Here is a 16,002-nt window from a genome sequence, read left to right on the forward strand (position 1 = left end):
ATGTCGCGATGATCCGCATCTCCTCCTCCGCTGCCCTGGCAGCCCTCACCCTCGTTGGTTCACCGGCGAAAGCCGAGATCTATCCGACGATCTTCCCCGATGTTCGCGAGCTCGTGCTCGATTGGACGGTCACGCTACCAGAGCGGCGCGCCGATGGTTTGGAATACAACACCCGTATGGATTTCAAGCCAGTCGGTGGCAAGCCGGTGACCCGCTGGCAGGTTGTGATTGAGTGCGAGAAGACCAACACGACCACCCGACATTTCGAGATCAAAGGCGATGAAGGACGCGCCGAGATTCGAGGCGGCAAGATGGTGTTGATTTTCCCGGAACTCGGAACCGGCACCATGGAGTTGAAGGAGCCGATGCGCGTCACGATGACGGACAAGCGCTGTGGCAGCGGCGTGCCCTGGATCGCACCGTCGGAAAACTTCGGCACCCCCTCCCCTTAGGCCTCACGGCCTCAGTTTTCAGAATCGGATTCCCCATGCAGTGGTTCGATGTCGACAGGGCCGGCCTCGGCAAGCTTCTCGAACGCCGCGGCAAGTCCTTCGTCGGCGCCGAGCTCTTGCAGAACGCCTGGGACGCCGAAGGCGTGACCCGTGTCGAGTTCTCAGCCGAGCCGGTCAAGGGCCGCCCCCTGGTGGATCTCGTCGTTAAGGACGATAGCCCCCACGGCTTCCACAATCTGGCTCACTCGTTCACGCTCTTTTCCGAGTCCGTCAAAAAGAGCAACGCCAGCCTCCGGGGGCGCTTCAACCTCGGAGAAAAGCTGGTCCTGGCTCTTTGCGAGTCCGCGACGATCGCGTCGACTACGGGAACGATTGCCTTCAACGCCGATGGTCGCGCATCCTTTCCGCGGCGGAAGACCGAAGCAGGCACCGAATTCCGGGCGCAGATACGGATGACCCGGGACGAGCTGACCGAGATGCTGGCCTTCGTTCGAGGCTTCATCCCCCCTGCCAAAGTTCAGACGCTGATCAATGGCGAGCATCTGTTTCAGCGGCAGTCACTGCGCGGCTTCCAGACGACGCTGCCGACCGAGCTCGCAGATGAGAATGGGGTTCTCCGGCGCTCGGCGCGTCGCTGCAGTGTCAACGTCTATGTTCCGCTGCCCGGCCAGCCTGCCCGGATCTATGAACTGGGGATCCCCATCGTGGAGACCGGCGATCTGTTCGACGTCGATATTGGGCAGAAGGTCCCATTGTCGCTCGAACGGGACTCGGTCACGCCCGCCTATCTCAGGGACGTGCGCGCCGCAGTTCTGTCGCACACGTCCGACCTAGTGCCCAAGGCAGAAGCTGCGGCGCCCTGGATCAACGATGCTATTGAGGACGAGGGCGTCTCCTCGACCGCCGTCGCAGACGTCCTCAAGGCCCGCTACGGCGAAAAGATGGTCAGCTACGACCCCAGCGACCGAGAAGCCAACGATCGCGCCGTGGCTTTGGGATATGCCGTCATCCACGGCGGCGCTTTCAGCGGTCAGGCATGGACGCAGATCCGAGCAGCCGGTGTGCAGCCCGCGGGCCGGGTCACGCCGACGCCCAAGCCATTCAGCGATGACGGAGAGCCGGCCAAGCTGGCGGTTCGAACGCCGGCTATGGATGCCTTCGCCGAGTTCTGCAAAACCATGGCTCGCGAGCTTCTAGACGCGGAGATCTCGGTCACCTTCTACAAGCGTTTCAACGCCGCCGCGGCCTACGCTCCGGGCAGCCTCTACTTCTGCATGAGCGCGCTCGGAGAGGAGTTCTTCGAAGGCCCGCTGAACCGCCGGCAGCTCGACCTGCTCATCCACGAATTCGGTCACCACCGCGAGGCGAACCACCTCTCGCGCAATTTCAGCGACGCTCTGTCCGAGATCGGCGCTCGAACGGCTCTTCTGGCGATCGAGCGGCCCCATCTGTTTGACCTGGACGCCTATGCGCCTGAAGCCAATCCGTCGGCGCCGCGCCGATGACGACAGCCTTCGATCTTCCTGACGGCTCTCTGAAGCCTCATGACCGCACGTTTCTCGACCACATCAGGAACAGCGGTTGGGCCGGCACGGCGGTTGGCAGCGGCCCTGGCCCCGCCTTCAGCTATTCGACCGGGATGTGGTTCACCGCCCAGCAGCCAGAGCACATCATCCTCGGCTTTTCGCCGGAGATCGCGCGCGCGGTGCTCTGGAACGCATATCGAGAGGGCACGAAAGGGAGACCCCTCGAAGTCGGCAGACCGACCGACGCGCTCTTCGAAGACATCCCTGTCTACGTCTTCGATGTCGACCAGGAGCGATATCGCGAGTTCCTCGGCTGGAGCATCTGGTTCTACCGCGGCATCGAGTTCCCGACCCGACAGCTCGTTTGGCCCGATAAGCAGGGTGTGTTCCCCTGGCAGGACGGCTTCGACGAGCGCATGCGCCGGTACCAGATCGATCTGACGCGCGATGGTTGGGACAAATCGGCCCTCCCAGAACCCGGCGGCGCCGCTCTTCACTGAAGCCCGCCCGATTCGAAGGATTGCGACCGCGATCCTTCGTCACGAAAGAATCTACTTGCTATCGCCCGCGCGCTCCCCTACAAGCGCTCCAACGACGACGTCGAGGGATCTTCCCTTCGTTGTCTAGACGGCCATGAGCTGGATTTGGTGACGCCGGATGTACGCGCACCTTATCAGCTACATGGCCGTTCGCATTTTCAGGCCATCGGCGACTTCAATCCTCCGCAGGCAGAAGCGTCACGCGCATCACCTTTCGAGCCTTGGTGACCTCAAAGCGCCGAACCGCGATGTCGTGTTCCTCGAACGCCTCCTGAAAGTCAGGCGCGATCTCCTCGCCGGCCGGCAGCACAATGATCCGCTTGGGCCCACCAACACCGTGGGTCAGAAGCTGCCCGATCGCGGTGTAGAGAGCTTGGCGCTCCGTGCTCGTCTTCACCTCGTACAGCTCGGTCAGGCGGCCGCGATCGCGAACGCAGAGATCGATCAATCCGGTGTTCGAGATTTCTTCGGCCTTGGATTTGCTCGCGAACCGCTCATCATAAAGAGCCTGGACGACATCGCCGTGGTAGCTGAGATAGTCGATAGCGCCACCGGCGCGCGCGCCCCGCTTACGGCCGGAAAACTCCTTACGGTACCGATCGTAAGCCTCGACCTTTGCCAGGAACTCATCTGTTTCGAGCTCGCCTGATCGCGCAGCGACCTTGAACGCTGCGACCAGCTGCACGAAGCGCCAGATGCGGCCGGCCAGATCAGGATCGTCGATGCGGCCGATGATGATACCGCTGCGGACATTCCCCTCTCCGTCGGCAGTCGCCACCAACTCTGATTTCGACCAGGCCAGAAAAGCAGACTTGCCGACGCCCGGTTGGCCGCCGCCGATCTTGCCGGAGTGCATCAGGTAGATGGCGCCGCTGATCGGCTCCTGCGCGAAGAAACCGGCGACGCGGGCCGTGTTGACCTCCAGCGGGATATTTATCTCGACAGTGATCGTCAACGCAGGCGCCTCCCGAAACACGCCGAAGCCGTTCCAGTAGCGTTTGGTCGACTCTTCCTGCTCCGGCGGGCTGAAGGCTGCCCAGAGATCCTCAACGCCGCCGCTGTAGACTGTTCGATCGAAATTGCCGGCTGGAAAGCCGACGTTCAGGACGCCTTTGTAGCCGAGCGCCGATGTAATGGTCCGCTCCATCTGCGCCTGCGCGCGCTTCTTGGCAACGGTGGTGTCAACGAGCACGAACAAATCAGCGATCCCCCTGCGAATGCCCGACTATATGGCAGACCTCAGGATAGGGAATGGCAGCAACCGAATGGGTTCCCCGGCCTTTTCGATCAGGCCGGGGAGAACGCCGGCGCCAGCTTCGTTTCAACCACAAGGCCTGGAAGAAAGCCCGTGGTTTCCTCGATGTGGCCTCGAGGGTTGGTGACGATCCGCGTCGACCCGATCGTATAATCCCGGGCCTTGTGAATATGCCCATGGAGCCAGACCTCCGGCGCGGCCTGTTCAATCAGCCCAGTGAGGTCCGAGGCATAGCAATAGCCATGGGAGTCCATCCGATGCGCGAGTGAGTTGGGGTGCGGCGCGTGATGCGTCACGACGACGGTCTCCCCATCCCATGGCTGCGCCAACTCATCCGCGAGATAGCGACGCGTAGCTCGATGCATAGCTAACGTTTCGATTGCTCGAAGCTTCTTGCCCCCTTCGGGCTTCCGGCGGATCTTTTTATAGTCCTTCATGTCGCGCTCGGCCTCACGCATGGCACTGTGCAGGGACCACGTGTCCAGCCGGAAATCCGTCCAGAGAGTCCCGCCGACGAAGCGCGTTCCATCAATCTCGACGGAGCTGTCGAGGAGCAGATCAATGCCCAGTCTGTCGGCGAGCTCGCGTCCGCGATCGAGCTGATCCCAGAGCGTGTATCGCTCTTCGCCCCCATCCCAGTAATAGTCGTGATTTCCTGGGACATAGATCACTCGCGAGCCCGGAAAGCGCTCATGGAGCCATTGAAGCGACCGGGTGAGTGGTGTGTGGACGTCGCCGGGAACCACGAGCACGTCGAAGCCGTCCGCCGGCGCCTCCGGGATCGGGTCCCAAGGTTGATCGTCGTGCTCTTGGTGGAGATCGGAAAAGAGCCAGATGCGCATTGGAAGCCCTAGGGGGCTAGAGGACGAGGTGGTTGCGAGCTGGCTTCAGGCCAGCGGTACCCGTTCGACGCGCATCGGCATCCGGGCTTTCGCCAGGCCGCTTTCAGCGCCGATGATCCACAGCTTCGTCATCCCTTGAAAATCGGGTAGGTTCCCGCCGGTGTCAAGGAATGGGTGCGCGCTCCGGTCCAGGGGAGATCGTTGCGATCTGGCGTGCCGCTTCTTCGATACAGCCCGCCGTCGCCGACAGTCCGATAGAGCGGAAAACTGAGGCTGCCAGGAACATGACCTGATCGTCGCGTTCGAGGGCCCCCTGTCTCGCCAGCGCTTCCGCAATGGTGTTCCAGTCATCCCAGCTCTGCAGAACCTTTGTCTTTGGCTCGTCGGTCATGGTGGTATCTCCGCTTTCCATCGACTAGGGCCAGGCAAAAGCCGCGATGTGCTGGTAGAGAGCGAAATTCGATCCGATGAGTGATCCTGTCGAACCGAAGGCACGCGAGCTCAAGATGTGGCTCGCTGTGCGAACCGATCTTCCGGTATCAGTCGGCAAGCTGCTCGGCCAAGCAATGCATGCGGCAGGCTGGCTGCACCTTCGCGTGGCCTCTGAGAAGCCCGCTCTGTTGCAGGAGTACTTGGAGGATGCGACGCCCAAGATCGTCGTTGCGGTAACCTCTGAGGAGGCTCTGGAGCGGGTTGAGCGTGAAGCGGCAGCAGCAGGCATACCTCATCAGTCCGTGCGCGACGCCGGCCGCTCCGAGATCGAGCCCGGCACGAAGACGGTGTGCCTCTTCGGGCCGGCCTATCGCGATGAGCTGCCAAGCTACCTTCGCAGGCTGCGGACACTGCAGAACAACCAGTTCACCGCGGGCATCGCGGAGGCGTCGGCATAGGTTGTCGCTTTCGGAGCGACCGCCCCTAATGCCGGCGGGATAGCGGGAACTGGTATGAACGACCTCAGGAAGCTCGACGACGTTGCGACCTTCGAACTTATCCGCGAACGCTGGTTTCGCGGGTGCCCCTCGGTTCGGATCGATATCCGGACAGAAGGCGTCGAACATGACTATGACGCGAGGATCGTGACCCTCGGTTGCCGAGCGGGGCCGAGCTATGAAGTTGGCAACCTCCTGCACGAGATGGCTCATCTCATCGAGATCCCGGAGCATCGCGCGGTCGAGCGGAATTTCGGGCTCAAGTTCGGGACGCCGTTCCTGTCCAGAGCGGGGGTCCAACGTCTCGCTACCTCTTATCAGGCGACTTTGCGTGAGACTCGCGTTTGGTCGTGGCAGTTCGCCGTGATGCGTGACCTTGGGTTGAATCCAGACATCGATGATCTCGTACGGCCTGCGGCCTGGATCAGCGACTTCGAGAATGTTCCCGGCCGCGATCAGACCGAGAAGCTGAGATTCCTTGCGGATGTTGTTCTTTCCGGAGCTCGTGGCCGCACGCTGGCGATGTTCGATGAGACCTGGCGCCTTCGTCTCGACCGCCTACCCGATCTCTTCAGAGAGCGGCAGGAGCGCGAAGACAGGATCCGCGCAGCCTTCGCCGGCGACTGCATTCGAGAAAGCGTCTATCGAATGGCCGGCACCGACGCCTCCAATGGCGTGAAGCTGAAAACCTGGACTGATGGCGAAACAGTCGTGCACGAGGTTTTCGCAGAGATGGATGACGGAACGCTCGAAGAAGTCCTCATCACCTTCGACGAGGCGGAGGCTGATCGATACGCCCGTCGTCTCTTCGGCGGTTGCGATGTCGAGGTGTCGATCAACCCGGACCTGGAGCCCGCTAACTCAGCGCCGACACTGCGCTGAACAAGTTCGTGGCCTGAGCGCGCTACTGCTCCGCACGCGCGCCACGGGCCTTTGCAAGCGTCTCCTCCCAGACCTGGTCGAACGAGACATTGTTGTCGTAGCCTGCATCTTCCTTGGCTTGCATGAGCCAGCTGTTCGCTCGCCGCTCGCCTTCCTCCAGATGGGCCTTCTGGCGCTCACTGGCGCCGGCGCGGCGGTCCGCTTCATCTCGCTCGGCCGCCAGCGCTCGAATGGTCTCGATGGCCCTGTTAGCAAGATCCTCGGGCATGCTTGCCGATGCGCCTTCGAGTTCGCGTAGCAGCGCGCTCAGCTCGCACTCTGCGGTTGGGGCCTTCGGTCTCGGTGCAGGGTCGATGGTCACGCCGTGGAGCTCGGTGAGCAATGGGTTAGGATATGCTCGGCCAGCAGGTTCTTCTGATCGCCGGAACCCCAGAGGGCGGCGAACTTCTTGCCGGTCGCGTCGATGAGATAGGCGTGGAACTGCCCATTAGAGTCTGAGGTATTGCTCTTCTCCAACGACCACGGGAACGGCGGGAGCTCCGCAGGCTTGGGCTCCTCGTAGACCTTCTCGGTCGTCTCGATCCAAACCCGCTTCCACCGCGAGTAGTCGACTGGGTGCTTCTCAGCAGCCTCCTTAGAAGGGAAGCCTCCCCTCAATGTCCGGACGGCACCGGAGTGAAGCTCAGCTTTGACCGCATGCTCGTAGACGACGTCGGGCATCGTTCTGTCCCTCCATGGGCAAGGAATCATCTGTCGGATCGCGAAGACCCGCAACACATATCCTTGGGCCGCGAGGCTTTCAGATCTCGACGACCAGGGCCGGGGCGAAATCCGGCACGATCGAGATGCCGCCTCGCGCGTTGCCGACGATCCGGGTGTCGCCATGACGGCTCTCGATACGCCTATGGATGTGTCCGTGGACCCAGAGCCTGGCATTTGGGAGCGCAGATAGAGCTGCCATCGTGGGCGGGTAGTGCGTGAGCACGACATCCGCGTGTTGACACCGAAGCGCAGCGATCGATGCTTCGTGACGCTGCTGGATCGTCCGGTTCTTCGCGCGGCGATCCATAACGCCGGGCCCGTCGACGAAGATGGGTTCTTCGTAGGGCAGAGAGGGATGCCTCCCGCCGAACCAGGCCGGCTGCTCGCCGGTCATGATCTTGGTCAGATCTGGTGCCGCATCGATCTCCTGGGCGCAGACCGGATGCCAGAAGGTGCCGCCACCGATCACGATCCCGGCGAGCTCGACGAAGCTGTCATCGAGGAAGTGGACGCCATGGCGTTGTCCGGCCTCCCGCCCGGCCTCAGAGACGGCCTGGAGCGACGTTCCCCAGCACTCGTGGTTTCCTGCCACGAAGACGGCCTCCATGCCGTGCCTGATGCTGTCGACGAAGGCGATCGCGTCGGACACGTTTTCCTCCTGCACATCGCCGGCGACGAGCAGGATGTCGGCATCAGGCCGGGTCGGGAGAAACCCGCGGTTCTCCGCAACTTCACGATGCAGATCAGAGAGAATCCAAAGGCGAGGCATCGGAGGTCCATCGATAAACAGAAAAGCCGCGGATGGCGATCACCCGCGGCTCGATCTCAGACGGGAAGAAGAGGATCAGGCTGCCCGGCGGCCGATCGCAGCCTTGCGGCCGAGGCCCATCTTCTTGGCGAGGTTCGAGCGCGCCTCGGCATAGTTCGGCGCGACCATCGGATAGTCAGCCGGGAGGTTCCATTTGGTGCGGTATTCCTCGGGCGACATGTTGTAGGCCGAGCGGAGGTGGCGCTTCAGCGACTTGAACTTCTTGCCGTCCTCCAGGCAGACGATGAAGTCGGGGGACACCGACTTCTTGACCGGGACGGCCGGCTGCGGGGCGGTGACTTCCGCCACGACCTCGCCGGCGCCGACCTTGCTGAGCGCGCCATAGGTGTCGGTGATCAGCTGACCGATCTCGGCGCGCGGCAGGCTGTTGTGAGAAACGTAAGCGGCAACGATCGTGGCGGTCAGGTCGACCAAGTCATTCTTGTCCATATCAGCAGTCCTTTTGTCAGTGAACTCTGCATCCATGGATAACGACGTCAAATTGGGATGAGAAGATGACGAAACTGCATTTCGGTGGATGGCGGTCAGAGAAATCGTTTCGCAATCCTTGATTAACTCTGTTACCCGCTCGCAGGAGCCACAGCGAATGAGGAAGCGGAAAACTGGAAGGCATTAGGGGCAACCGGCTGATCCGGAGCATGGCGACTTGATACGCAGCGCATGCCTATTAGGGCGTCGGAGGCGATTTCTGCATTGGTCTCGGCATTGTTTTGCTGCGATTACCGGGTCGGGAGCTGAGCTCGACCGACCCGGCGGGGACGTTGGTTGCGGAAGAGGGATTCGAACCCTCGACCTCCAGGTTATGAGCCTGGCGCGCTACCGGACTGCGCCATTCCGCGTCAACGTTTCGGCCAATCGGCCGGTTATATGGTGGTCCAGGCAAGGCTCGAACTTGCGACCTGACCCTTATCAAGGGCCTGCTCTACCACTGAGCTACTCGACCGCATGTTCCGATGGCTCCGGCTCCAGGGCTCGAACCTGGGACAACCCGATTAACAGTCGGGTGCTCTACCAGCTGAGCTAAGCCGAACCGTCGAACATGACCAACAACGGGGCACCTGGTGGAGCCAGACGGGATCGAACCGACGACCTGAAGCTTGCAAAGCTACCGCTCTCCCAACTGAGCTATAGCCCCATCGGCTGCCCCGCTGTTGATGATTGATAGATAGGACGATCCGTCCTCGGCGTCAACGCCTTTTTTCATTTATTTTCAATGCCTTAACTCGATAGCAAAGCTTCGCCATTCACGCTTACTGGCAGCGCGTCGGAAGGCCCAGATCTGAAGTCTCGCGCCCGAGGCGCCATTTCGTTTTCCATGCCGTTTCCGGCGATGCCGTCGTCTCCCATCGTCCTTCTCCGAGCGCCGGGCGGCGTTGCTCCAACGCCAAAAAGCCAGGGGCCCCGTCCGTTTCCGGAGGGGCCCCTGGCTTGGCGCAATCCTTGTGAGGAATGATCGCTCTCTAGCCGCCTCCAGACACGACAAAGCGCGCCGCGTTAATCGCGACGGCTGCGGTCATGTTCACGGCGGCGTTTGCGCGCATGATGCGGGCGGCACTCCCAGAGAGGATCAGCGACAGGAATATGCCGACGATCACTGAATGGATCAAGCAGTGAACGCTTTTTAGAAAGCCGGCGCGGGCGTATCCCACTCCATAGAGGAGGTCTCTATGGGTCGGGCCGGAATATCATTGCCGCAAGCGAGCGCAAACCGGGGAATCGACAGCAGAACCTTGAGCGATGCCTTGGCCTCCTCGTAGGCACCGATCAGTCGCTGATATTCGGGCTCCGCCGTCTCAGCGTCCCAGAGCGGCTTGATGAAGGAGGTTCCAATCGTCAGGATTTGCACGGCCTGGTCGGCGGCATGCTTGAAGCGGTTTCGGATCTCGCTGAAGCGGGCAACGTATTCTTCCTGGGTCGGGCGCATCTCGTTGGGCCCGATGAAGGTCTGCGCGGTCCAGGTCGGCATGAGCTCGGGGTATCCACCCTTCCGGAAGATGTAGCGACTGGGGACGTCGAAATCCTGCGTGCCGATCCGGGTGAACTGCCAGCGGAAGGATCCGCTTTCGTACGGATCGATCGAGTCCACGTTTCCCAGCAGGAGGCCTTCCCGGCACGGAATGGCCAACCGCGGCGGCAGCCCCAGCTCTGCGATGGCGTCGGTTGCGGCCGAGACCATGAAATGCTCCAACATCACTGCCTGGGCCACTTCCCGTTCAGCGTCGAGGTCGGCTTCCACCCGCTCGTGCATTCGCGCAGAGGCATGGGCCTTCCAGGTGCTCGGAAAGCGCCGGAAGTCGACCATGGCGTATTTGCGCGTGGCATAGAGATGCAGCGTCCAGATCGACGCCTTGCGCTGATCATCCTTGGTCCCGGGGCCAACAAACATGCGGACGTGCTCGATCGCGTCCCCCTTGGGTCGCACGCGGGTCGCCTCGCGCTTGTGATCGAAGGAGACGATCGAATTCACCGTCGTGTCGAACTCGGTCATCAGGAGATCGGAGATGCCCTGCAGGTCCCCGGTGACCAGCTTTTTGCGTCCACCGAAGCGACGATTGCACGCACCAGCAATCGCTTGGAGTACCGGCTCGGTCGAACGATAGATGCCTTCGCGTGCTTTCTCCCGCTGGCGCTGGACCCTGAGGTTCAGAACGGTGGGCTCTTTGCTGACATCGATCAGCATGGGGATGCTCCGAACTCGTTAGAGGGTGGTGGTTCGTTCGCGCCGAGGCACAAGGGAAACCCTGCCCCGCCACGAACCGGTGTCAGAATGCGAGAGCCAGTTCGGCCTCGTGCTCCAGCTCCTCGCGGCTTATGGCCTCCGGCCAAGAGCTCCGGCGCGGGGCCCGCTTGTCTCTTCCGCAAAATCGCGTGCGCCGATGCTCTCTGAAGATTTCGCGCATGTCGTTGCTCGCAGCCCGGAATGCGTCGAGCAGGTCGTCGGACATGCCGCGCAGCGCCTCCTCCGGCGGCTGCATGATCGAGCCCCCGGTGATCAGCAGCTTCGCCACCTGGCGGGAGACAATCTGGTACTTCTTCTGGAAGCGCTGCAGATCCGTGAGGTAGCGACGATAGGCGGGGCTGATCGTCTCCTCGTCGATGTAGGTTCGCCCAATCCAGCCCGTCGTCGCCTCGCTGAACTGTCCGTTCCGCTTCAGCGCCTTGGGCATAATGGGCGTCGCTTCACAGAAATCCCGACTGATCATCGTCCGGCACGCCGTGACGCCGAGGTCGCCAATCTCTCCAACGACACCGCCGATCATCCCGTCCCCGCAAGGCACGGTAAATCGGGGAAGCCGGTTTTCCGACGCTATGAGATCGGAGGCGACGGCGATCATGAAGCTGTGTTCGAGGAGGCTCTTCGCGATTTCACTGCGAACATCGATTAGCTTCCCGCCGCGTTCGACGAGCCTTGCCATCGCGTGCGATGCCCAGCTGAAGGGCAACGGCGCGTTCTCGATGACGACCAGTTCGCGGCTAGCGAAGAAAGTCTGCGTCCAAAGCCACGACAGCTGCGAGCCGTGCCCCGGCGACGCGTGGGCCCGGATGCGCTCGAACGACTCCGCCCGCGGACGGAAGCTTGTCGGAGAGCGATCGATATCGCGCTCGAACAAGGAGGGGACCGCAATGCCAGGAATGTCACGATAGGCTTGATCCAGGAGATCGAGCTCTGCCGTGACGAGATGGCCTGTTTTCAGGAAAGGGCGATCACAGATTCCCTGGACACGCTCCACCAAGGCCGCGAGCGAGGCATTCGAGGAGGCGAGCAGGTTGTAATGCTCGTCCGAAAAATGCTGCTCGGCAGCCTCTGATAATGGATCGCGCTTCCTTTTCATGGATCCGGCCTCGTTGTTTCCGACCAAACAATTGTTCAGTCCGCTCAAGAAACAAACAACCGATCCTTGCCCGTCCACCGAAAGTCATCGACTACGGGCCTTTCCGTCACATTCCGAATGACAGCGCTTCCTCCCTCTGGAGATCCTCCCGCTGCTCGATCCAGGAGCGTCGGCGCTTGTTGCCGCGTTCGGCTCCGCAGATGTTCGTCCGCTGGAACTTGGTGAGGAACTCGCGCATCTCGGCAGTCGCCTCCTCGTACGCCTCTCTGAGGCTTTCCGAGACGCCCTGCGAAAGCTCCTCCGGAGGCTTCATCACCGAGGTCATGGTGATCAGCAGATGGGCAGCCTCCTTCGCTGCCAGCCGGTACCGGCGCTGCATGCGGCTAAAATCGTAGATGTACTGCCGCTCGGCTGAGCCAAGGGTGTCCGACCCGATGAAGGTTCGACCGATCCAACCCGTGGTGGATGGACCCTGCTGGCCGCGCCAGTAGAGAGCAGCCGGACCGATATAGTCGATCCCAGCAATGTCCCTGCTGCGTATTAGGCGAAACGAACCGCGGTCGGCCTCGGGAATGGGACAGACGAAGCCGGCCAGGATACCGTCCGCGACCGGCACGGAAAAGCGCGGAGCCAGGCCTTCAGCCTCGATCAGGTCGGCGGCAACCGAGATCAGGAAGCTGCTTTCCAGCACCTGCTTGGCGATCGCGCTGCGTGGATCACGGTGGGCGATGCCCCGCTGCATCATCCTGGCCATGGCATGCGTGCTCCACGCGAAGGGGAGTCGCGAATTCTCCAGGATCACGATCTTGCTCTTGGCGTAGAAGTTGGTCGTCCATAGCCACGACAACTCGGCGGAGTCGCCCGGCGAGGCATGCAGCCGAAGGCGCTCGAACGCGTATTCGTTGCGGAAGGCCGTCTTCTTCGCGCGCTCCATGTCCCTGGAATAGAGCGAGGTTACGCCACCGAGGCTTTCCTCGAAGGCCACTTCGAGTTCCTCCACGTCGGCCACTTCCAGTTGCCCCGCGGCAGCAAATCTTGGATCGCAGACGCTTTTCACGGCCGAGATGAGCGTGTCCGTCGCTTCGCTGATTTCCCGGAACAGCTCGTGATGCTCGCTCTTCATCTGGCGTTCGAGCATCTCGCCGAAGGGGTCGTCCTGTCTCGTTCGCATTGCCGGATCTCGATGAGGTCACGACGAGTCTCCCGCGAGGGAATGAATGGAACAAACGAGCGGTCCTTGTCCGCCCACGGGTTTCTGCGGGCTCGCGCTCAATTTTCTTGGACAACGCCGGTATCTTCCTGTCGTCTTGTGCATTCGATAGGAGGCGCCGATGCAGCGCGCGATGAGCGTCGAAATCATCCAGGGCGAGAATGATCAGGTCGCTGGGTTCATTCTGATGCCGTCCGGTTGGGCAGAGCATGAGAGCGGAATTGACCGGCTCCTGAGATGGGCAGGCATCCGGCTGGTCTCTGATCCCGAAGGCATCGGCTCGCGGTCGGCGGACGAAGTTCCGCTTTCGCTCGACTTCCATGTCACCTCCAAGGTTCGACTCGCAGGCTCGCGCAAGCACCACAAGGTTGCTGTGCTGCAGATCGGTCCTTCGACGATCTCGCCTCGTGCTCACTTCCTCGAGGCCAAGAACCAGCTCTGCGGCTGGTGGGACCAGGCTGGGTTCGCGATCTCGGCCCATGGGGATGCGATCCCGCATCTCCAGGCTCTCGCCGAAGCCATTCGCGTGCCGGACCTCGCAATCTGGCTCGGCGGCGCCGGCGGAAATCCGTTTGCCCGGGATGGGCTTGTCATTGCCATGCCCAGCCGGGTCAGGGCCGAGGACAAGGCGCAGATGCTCGCATCCGATCGAGCGAGGAATGAGCTGAAGCGGGATGCTCTTGCTACCGGGATCGAGCAGAAGATCACCGAGCGGCACACCGCGATGAAGGGCAGCGGCTTTCGGTCATCCTATGGGTTCTTCGCCCTCGCACCGGGCCGGCCTCTGCGCGAGCGGGTTGGATTGCCCAATCCGATCGAGACCCAGCACAACGTGATGTTCTTCCTGAACCCGCACGATCAGAACGGCGTCAACTCCGGGTGGTTCACCGTCGAGGAGCTCGAAGCCTGGCTGAAAGGAAAAGGCCCGGCGCTGAAGTCGAATTGGCAGCGCCCTGAACGGCGTCCGACGACCGCCGCGGCGCCGGCGCCCTGAACTGAGGATCAACCGTGAGCAAGCCTTCCAACGATGATCGGCAGACGGTCCGCGGAAACGTCCTCTCCGGCGACCAGATTTCCATCGTCAGAACCGGTCCGATCAAGCTCGGCGCTGACGGCACCGCCCATGCCGAGGTCATCCTGGACCAACCCGTTCCCATCTCCCTGTCTGCATTGATGCCTGATCCTCAGGACCGGGCCGACCTCCTCAAGGACCTCGCCAGCGTGCTGACGCTGGAGTCCGATCGCTTCGACGATCTGGTCGCGGCCGGCGGGATGGACCCCGCGATCGCCTTCATCGGCGCTGATCTCGCCAAGAGCGAATTCTGTGGCACGGCCGAGCGCCCGCTCGACCTGCGAAACTGGAATTTCTCCGGCGCCGATATGACTGGTGCCCTCTTCGAGAACGTCATCGTCGATCGGACGACGAAGTTCGACGGCGCGAAGCTCGAAGGGATCGTCGGGGCCGACGCAGACCGTGTTTTGGCATTCGTCAACGCCGCTGCGGTCCTTCGAGCGGTTCGGTTGGTGACCACGCCGATAAAGCTGGTCGACACTGGCGTCGAAGGTGCGGGCGAGCAGCGCTTTCGGTGCCAGCTGCTCCTCGACTGCACTGAACTGTCGCTCTGGTCCGGAGATCAGGTCGAAGTCGTGCTGAGCGGCTCCGATGGCCGTCGCCAGGAGCTTCCGGCCGGGATCGCCGACTATCTGAGGCAGGAGATCGACGAAGATGACCTCGATGACGAGAAGGTCCTGTCTTTCGAGGGCGTCAAGCTTCTGACGCCTGGTGATCTGCCGGTGTTGTCGGCATCGTCCTGCGGCGGCCGGCGGCCATCGCGCGAGGTCGCTGAAGCCGTCATCGATGCCTTCCTCACGGAGACGCTCGGCGAGCTGGATGCGCCCTTCGAGCTCCATGAAGACGGCGGCGAGAACGACGCCCCAAACAAGTGCGGCTGGGCGTTTTGGGTCCGCTCCGAGGACACCACCTCCTACCTCCATGAGGATCTGGGGATCGAATGGTATGGCACGGGCTACGACCCCGATGACGAGCCCTCCGATGAGCCCTCGCCCTGACTGTCGCAACCCTGTCCACCCGTTTCCTGAATGGGTGACAACGCTTCCGTTCACCCACTGTTCGGCTTCGCTCTGCCGTAATGCGGCATCTTCTGAAAGGAGCTCTCGATGGCTCGGTTCGCAATCGCTTCCCTGATCGCTCTCGGTGTCAGCCTTGGTACTGCCGCTCACGCCACGGAGGCCCTGGCGCCCTCCGTCGCTGCCCGGCTCGACAGGCTGCCCGCGGAATTCACGATGTCTGAGGCCAAACGCGAACGACTGATGATTATCCAGGAGAATATGGCGCGGCAGAATGCCTATGAGCGCCGCCACGGCTATGGCGGCCGCTATCGCGACGGATACGGCGGAGATTACGGCTATCGCCGCTACGGACCGCCTCCCCCGCCCTACGGCTACCGCCGGCCATACTACGACGACCGCTGGTAAGCTGGGCCTCGACGCCTTGGCGCTCGGCTGTCATTGAAGCTTGATGCCGTTCTTCCACGCAACCTTTCGGAAGCACCTCAACAGCATTCGTCGCCATGGTCTCGGAGCCGATGGCCATGGCACCAACTGGCCAGGCTGTGCCGCCGGCGTCTACCTGGCTGCTCACCCGGCGATCTGTGTCTCGGTGATGCTGGAGCATTATCTCGCCTACGGCGATCCGAGCAGCGTTCCGTCGGAGCATCTCGACGAAATCTGTGTGATCGTCGTCGACGACAGCCGGGTTCGCTCCGATCGCCTTCTCGCGGATCCTCAGACATCCCGCTCAGACAGCTTTGTCTACAGCGGGGTCATCGATATCTCCGGCCTGCCAGTCCTCGGGGTTGAAGAGGCCTTGGCCGTCTAGCCGCGTGTCCCGTTGTAACGCCTCCCGTCCTCTAACTGCCGGCG

The 16,002-nt window shown here is 62.0% G+C and carries 19 protein-coding genes and 4 tRNA genes; 9 read left to right on the forward strand and 14 right to left on the reverse strand.

The features are described 5' to 3' along the window. The first annotated feature begins 8 nt into the window (after positions 1–8). Genes OCUBac02_RS24095 through OCUBac02_RS24105 form a run of 3 tightly spaced genes read left to right on the forward strand, consistent with a single transcriptional unit; the run spans position 9 to position 2,478 of the window. The gene (locus OCUBac02_RS24095; RefSeq protein ID WP_173050004.1) at positions 9–452 is read left to right on the forward strand and encodes a hypothetical protein; all 444 of its coding nucleotides are present in this window, start codon (positions 9–11) and stop codon (positions 450–452) included. Between the two features lie 35 nt (positions 453–487). Continuing rightward, positions 488–1,957, forward strand: coding sequence for a hypothetical protein (locus tag OCUBac02_RS24100; protein WP_173050006.1), 1,470 nt, complete (start codon positions 488–490; stop codon positions 1,955–1,957). Next, positions 1,954–2,478: a DUF4262 domain-containing protein gene (locus tag OCUBac02_RS24105; protein WP_173050008.1), complete on the forward strand. Its 525-nt coding sequence runs from the start codon at positions 1,954–1,956 to the stop codon at positions 2,476–2,478. The genes OCUBac02_RS24100 and OCUBac02_RS24105 overlap by 4 nt, the downstream gene beginning before the upstream one ends. 214 nt (positions 2,479–2,692) lie before the next feature. On the opposite strand, the gene OCUBac02_RS24110 is transcribed toward OCUBac02_RS24105, so the two are convergent. From OCUBac02_RS24110 to OCUBac02_RS24120, 3 genes are all read right to left on the reverse strand, one after another. After that, positions 2,693–3,715, reverse strand: a complete 1,023-nt coding sequence (locus OCUBac02_RS24110) for a hypothetical protein (protein WP_173050010.1) — start codon at positions 3,713–3,715, stop codon at positions 2,693–2,695. Positions 3,716–3,804: 89 nt separating this feature from the next. Further along, the gene (locus OCUBac02_RS24115; RefSeq protein WP_173050012.1) at positions 3,805–4,614 is read right to left on the reverse strand and encodes a metallophosphoesterase; all 810 of its coding nucleotides are present in this window, start codon (positions 4,612–4,614) and stop codon (positions 3,805–3,807) included. Positions 4,615–4,777: 163 nt separating this feature from the next. Further along, on the reverse strand, positions 4,778–5,005 hold the full coding sequence (locus OCUBac02_RS24120) for a hypothetical protein (protein ID WP_173050013.1): 228 nt from the start codon (positions 5,003–5,005) through the stop codon (positions 4,778–4,780). Between the two features lie 76 nt (positions 5,006–5,081). On the opposite strand from OCUBac02_RS24120, the gene OCUBac02_RS24125 reads away from it, so the two are divergent. Both OCUBac02_RS24125 and OCUBac02_RS24130 read left to right on the forward strand, forming a co-directional pair. Continuing rightward, positions 5,082–5,504 (forward strand): aminoacyl-tRNA hydrolase, encoded by a 423-nt coding sequence (locus OCUBac02_RS24125; RefSeq protein WP_173050014.1) that lies wholly within the window; start codon positions 5,082–5,084, stop codon positions 5,502–5,504. Positions 5,505–5,558: 54 nt separating this feature from the next. Beyond that, positions 5,559–6,425 (forward strand): hypothetical protein, encoded by an 867-nt coding sequence (locus OCUBac02_RS24130; RefSeq protein ID WP_173050015.1) that lies wholly within the window; start codon positions 5,559–5,561, stop codon positions 6,423–6,425. 22 nt (positions 6,426–6,447) lie between these two features. On the opposite strand, the gene OCUBac02_RS24135 is transcribed toward OCUBac02_RS24130, so the two are convergent. The 11 genes from OCUBac02_RS24135 to OCUBac02_RS24185 all read right to left on the reverse strand — a co-directional run bounded on the left by OCUBac02_RS24135 (position 6,448) and on the right by OCUBac02_RS24185 (position 12,987). Beyond that, entirely contained in the window at positions 6,448–6,786 is a 339-nt protein-coding gene (locus tag OCUBac02_RS24135) for a hypothetical protein (protein WP_173050016.1), read from the reverse strand. Then, a complete protein-coding gene (locus OCUBac02_RS24140) occupies positions 6,783–7,145 on the reverse strand; it encodes a hypothetical protein (protein ID WP_173050017.1) in 363 nt (120 codons plus the stop codon). Before OCUBac02_RS24140 ends, OCUBac02_RS24135 begins: the two co-directional genes overlap by 4 nt. A 79-nt stretch (positions 7,146–7,224) precedes the next feature. Beyond that, complete coding sequence (locus OCUBac02_RS24145) at positions 7,225–7,956, reverse strand: metallophosphoesterase family protein (protein ID WP_173050018.1); 732 nt, start codon at positions 7,954–7,956, stop codon at positions 7,225–7,227. 75 nt (positions 7,957–8,031) lie between these two features. After that, positions 8,032–8,445 carry a Ros/MucR family transcriptional regulator gene (locus OCUBac02_RS24150; RefSeq protein ID WP_173050019.1) on the reverse strand — a complete coding sequence of 138 codons (414 nt, stop codon included), beginning with the start codon at positions 8,443–8,445 and terminating at the stop codon, positions 8,032–8,034. Positions 8,446–8,778: 333 nt separating this feature from the next. Further along, positions 8,779–8,855 (reverse strand) — tRNA-Met (locus tag OCUBac02_RS24155). Between the two features lie 29 nt (positions 8,856–8,884). Further along, positions 8,885–8,959: transfer RNA gene (locus OCUBac02_RS24160), tRNA-Ile, on the reverse strand. A gap of 11 nt (positions 8,960–8,970) precedes the next feature. Next, positions 8,971–9,046, reverse strand: a tRNA-Asn gene (locus tag OCUBac02_RS24165). Between the two features lie 29 nt (positions 9,047–9,075). Then, positions 9,076–9,151: transfer RNA gene (locus OCUBac02_RS24170), tRNA-Ala, on the reverse strand. Between the two features lie 486 nt (positions 9,152–9,637). After that, positions 9,638–10,696, reverse strand: coding sequence for a hypothetical protein (locus OCUBac02_RS24175; RefSeq protein WP_173050020.1), 1,059 nt, complete (start codon positions 10,694–10,696; stop codon positions 9,638–9,640). A gap of 82 nt (positions 10,697–10,778) precedes the next feature. Then, positions 10,779–11,849 carry a hypothetical protein gene (locus OCUBac02_RS24180; RefSeq protein WP_173050021.1) on the reverse strand — a complete coding sequence of 357 codons (1,071 nt, stop codon included), beginning with the start codon at positions 11,847–11,849 and terminating at the stop codon, positions 10,779–10,781. Between the two features lie 106 nt (positions 11,850–11,955). After that, positions 11,956–12,987 carry a hypothetical protein gene (locus tag OCUBac02_RS24185; protein ID WP_173050022.1) on the reverse strand — a complete coding sequence of 344 codons (1,032 nt, stop codon included), beginning with the start codon at positions 12,985–12,987 and terminating at the stop codon, positions 11,956–11,958. Between the two features lie 193 nt (positions 12,988–13,180). On the opposite strand from OCUBac02_RS24185, the gene OCUBac02_RS24190 reads away from it, so the two are divergent. The 4 genes from OCUBac02_RS24190 to OCUBac02_RS24205 all read left to right on the forward strand — a co-directional run bounded on the left by OCUBac02_RS24190 (position 13,181) and on the right by OCUBac02_RS24205 (position 15,958). Then, positions 13,181–14,053 (forward strand): hypothetical protein, encoded by an 873-nt coding sequence (locus OCUBac02_RS24190; protein WP_173050023.1) that lies wholly within the window; start codon positions 13,181–13,183, stop codon positions 14,051–14,053. Positions 14,054–14,331: 278 nt separating this feature from the next. Continuing rightward, positions 14,332–15,129: a pentapeptide repeat-containing protein gene (locus tag OCUBac02_RS24195; protein ID WP_173050024.1), complete on the forward strand. Its 798-nt coding sequence runs from the start codon at positions 14,332–14,334 to the stop codon at positions 15,127–15,129. A 108-nt stretch (positions 15,130–15,237) separates the two neighbouring features. After that, positions 15,238–15,555: a hypothetical protein gene (locus OCUBac02_RS24200; protein ID WP_173050025.1), complete on the forward strand. Its 318-nt coding sequence runs from the start codon at positions 15,238–15,240 to the stop codon at positions 15,553–15,555. 43 nt (positions 15,556–15,598) lie between these two features. Next, complete coding sequence (locus tag OCUBac02_RS24205; RefSeq protein ID WP_173050026.1) at positions 15,599–15,958, forward strand: hypothetical protein; 360 nt, start codon at positions 15,599–15,601, stop codon at positions 15,956–15,958. The last annotated feature ends 44 nt before the right edge of the window (positions 15,959–16,002 follow it).

Source organism: Bosea sp. ANAM02, assembly GCF_011764485.1.
Classification (GTDB): Bacteria; Pseudomonadota; Alphaproteobacteria; order Rhizobiales; family Beijerinckiaceae; genus Allobosea.

Excerpts from the sequence above, each read along its gene's own strand:
- OCUBac02_RS24095 (WP_173050004.1), top strand. The coding sequence starts at position 9 with ATGATCCGCATCTCCTCCTCCGCTGCCCTGGCAGCCCTCACCCTCGTT.
- OCUBac02_RS24100 (WP_173050006.1), top strand. The coding sequence starts at position 488 with ATGCAGTGGTTCGATGTCGACAGGGCCGGCCTCGGCAAGCTTCTCGAA.
- OCUBac02_RS24105 (WP_173050008.1), top strand. The coding sequence starts at position 1,954 with ATGACGACAGCCTTCGATCTTCCTGACGGCTCTCTGAAGCCTCATGAC.
- OCUBac02_RS24115 (WP_173050012.1), bottom strand. The coding sequence starts at position 4,614 with ATGCGCATCTGGCTCTTTTCCGATCTCCACCAAGAGCACGACGATCAA.
- OCUBac02_RS24120 (WP_173050013.1), bottom strand. The coding sequence starts at position 5,005 with ATGACCGACGAGCCAAAGACAAAGGTTCTGCAGAGCTGGGATGACTGG.
- OCUBac02_RS24125 (WP_173050014.1), top strand. The coding sequence starts at position 5,082 with ATGAGTGATCCTGTCGAACCGAAGGCACGCGAGCTCAAGATGTGGCTC.
- OCUBac02_RS24130 (WP_173050015.1), top strand. The coding sequence starts at position 5,559 with ATGAACGACCTCAGGAAGCTCGACGACGTTGCGACCTTCGAACTTATC.
- OCUBac02_RS24140 (WP_173050017.1), bottom strand. The coding sequence starts at position 7,145 with ATGCCCGACGTCGTCTACGAGCATGCGGTCAAAGCTGAGCTTCACTCC.
- OCUBac02_RS24145 (WP_173050018.1), bottom strand. The coding sequence starts at position 7,956 with ATGCCTCGCCTTTGGATTCTCTCTGATCTGCATCGTGAAGTTGCGGAG.
- OCUBac02_RS24150 (WP_173050019.1), bottom strand. The coding sequence starts at position 8,445 with ATGGACAAGAATGACTTGGTCGACCTGACCGCCACGATCGTTGCCGCT.
- OCUBac02_RS24175 (WP_173050020.1), bottom strand. The coding sequence starts at position 10,696 with ATGCTGATCGATGTCAGCAAAGAGCCCACCGTTCTGAACCTCAGGGTC.
- OCUBac02_RS24180 (WP_173050021.1), bottom strand. The coding sequence starts at position 11,849 with ATGAAAAGGAAGCGCGATCCATTATCAGAGGCTGCCGAGCAGCATTTT.
- OCUBac02_RS24185 (WP_173050022.1), bottom strand. The coding sequence starts at position 12,987 with ATGCTCGAACGCCAGATGAAGAGCGAGCATCACGAGCTGTTCCGGGAA.
- OCUBac02_RS24190 (WP_173050023.1), top strand. The coding sequence starts at position 13,181 with ATGCAGCGCGCGATGAGCGTCGAAATCATCCAGGGCGAGAATGATCAG.
- OCUBac02_RS24195 (WP_173050024.1), top strand. The coding sequence starts at position 14,332 with ATGGACCCCGCGATCGCCTTCATCGGCGCTGATCTCGCCAAGAGCGAA.
- OCUBac02_RS24200 (WP_173050025.1), top strand. The coding sequence starts at position 15,238 with ATGGCTCGGTTCGCAATCGCTTCCCTGATCGCTCTCGGTGTCAGCCTT.
- OCUBac02_RS24205 (WP_173050026.1), top strand. The coding sequence starts at position 15,599 with ATGCCGTTCTTCCACGCAACCTTTCGGAAGCACCTCAACAGCATTCGT.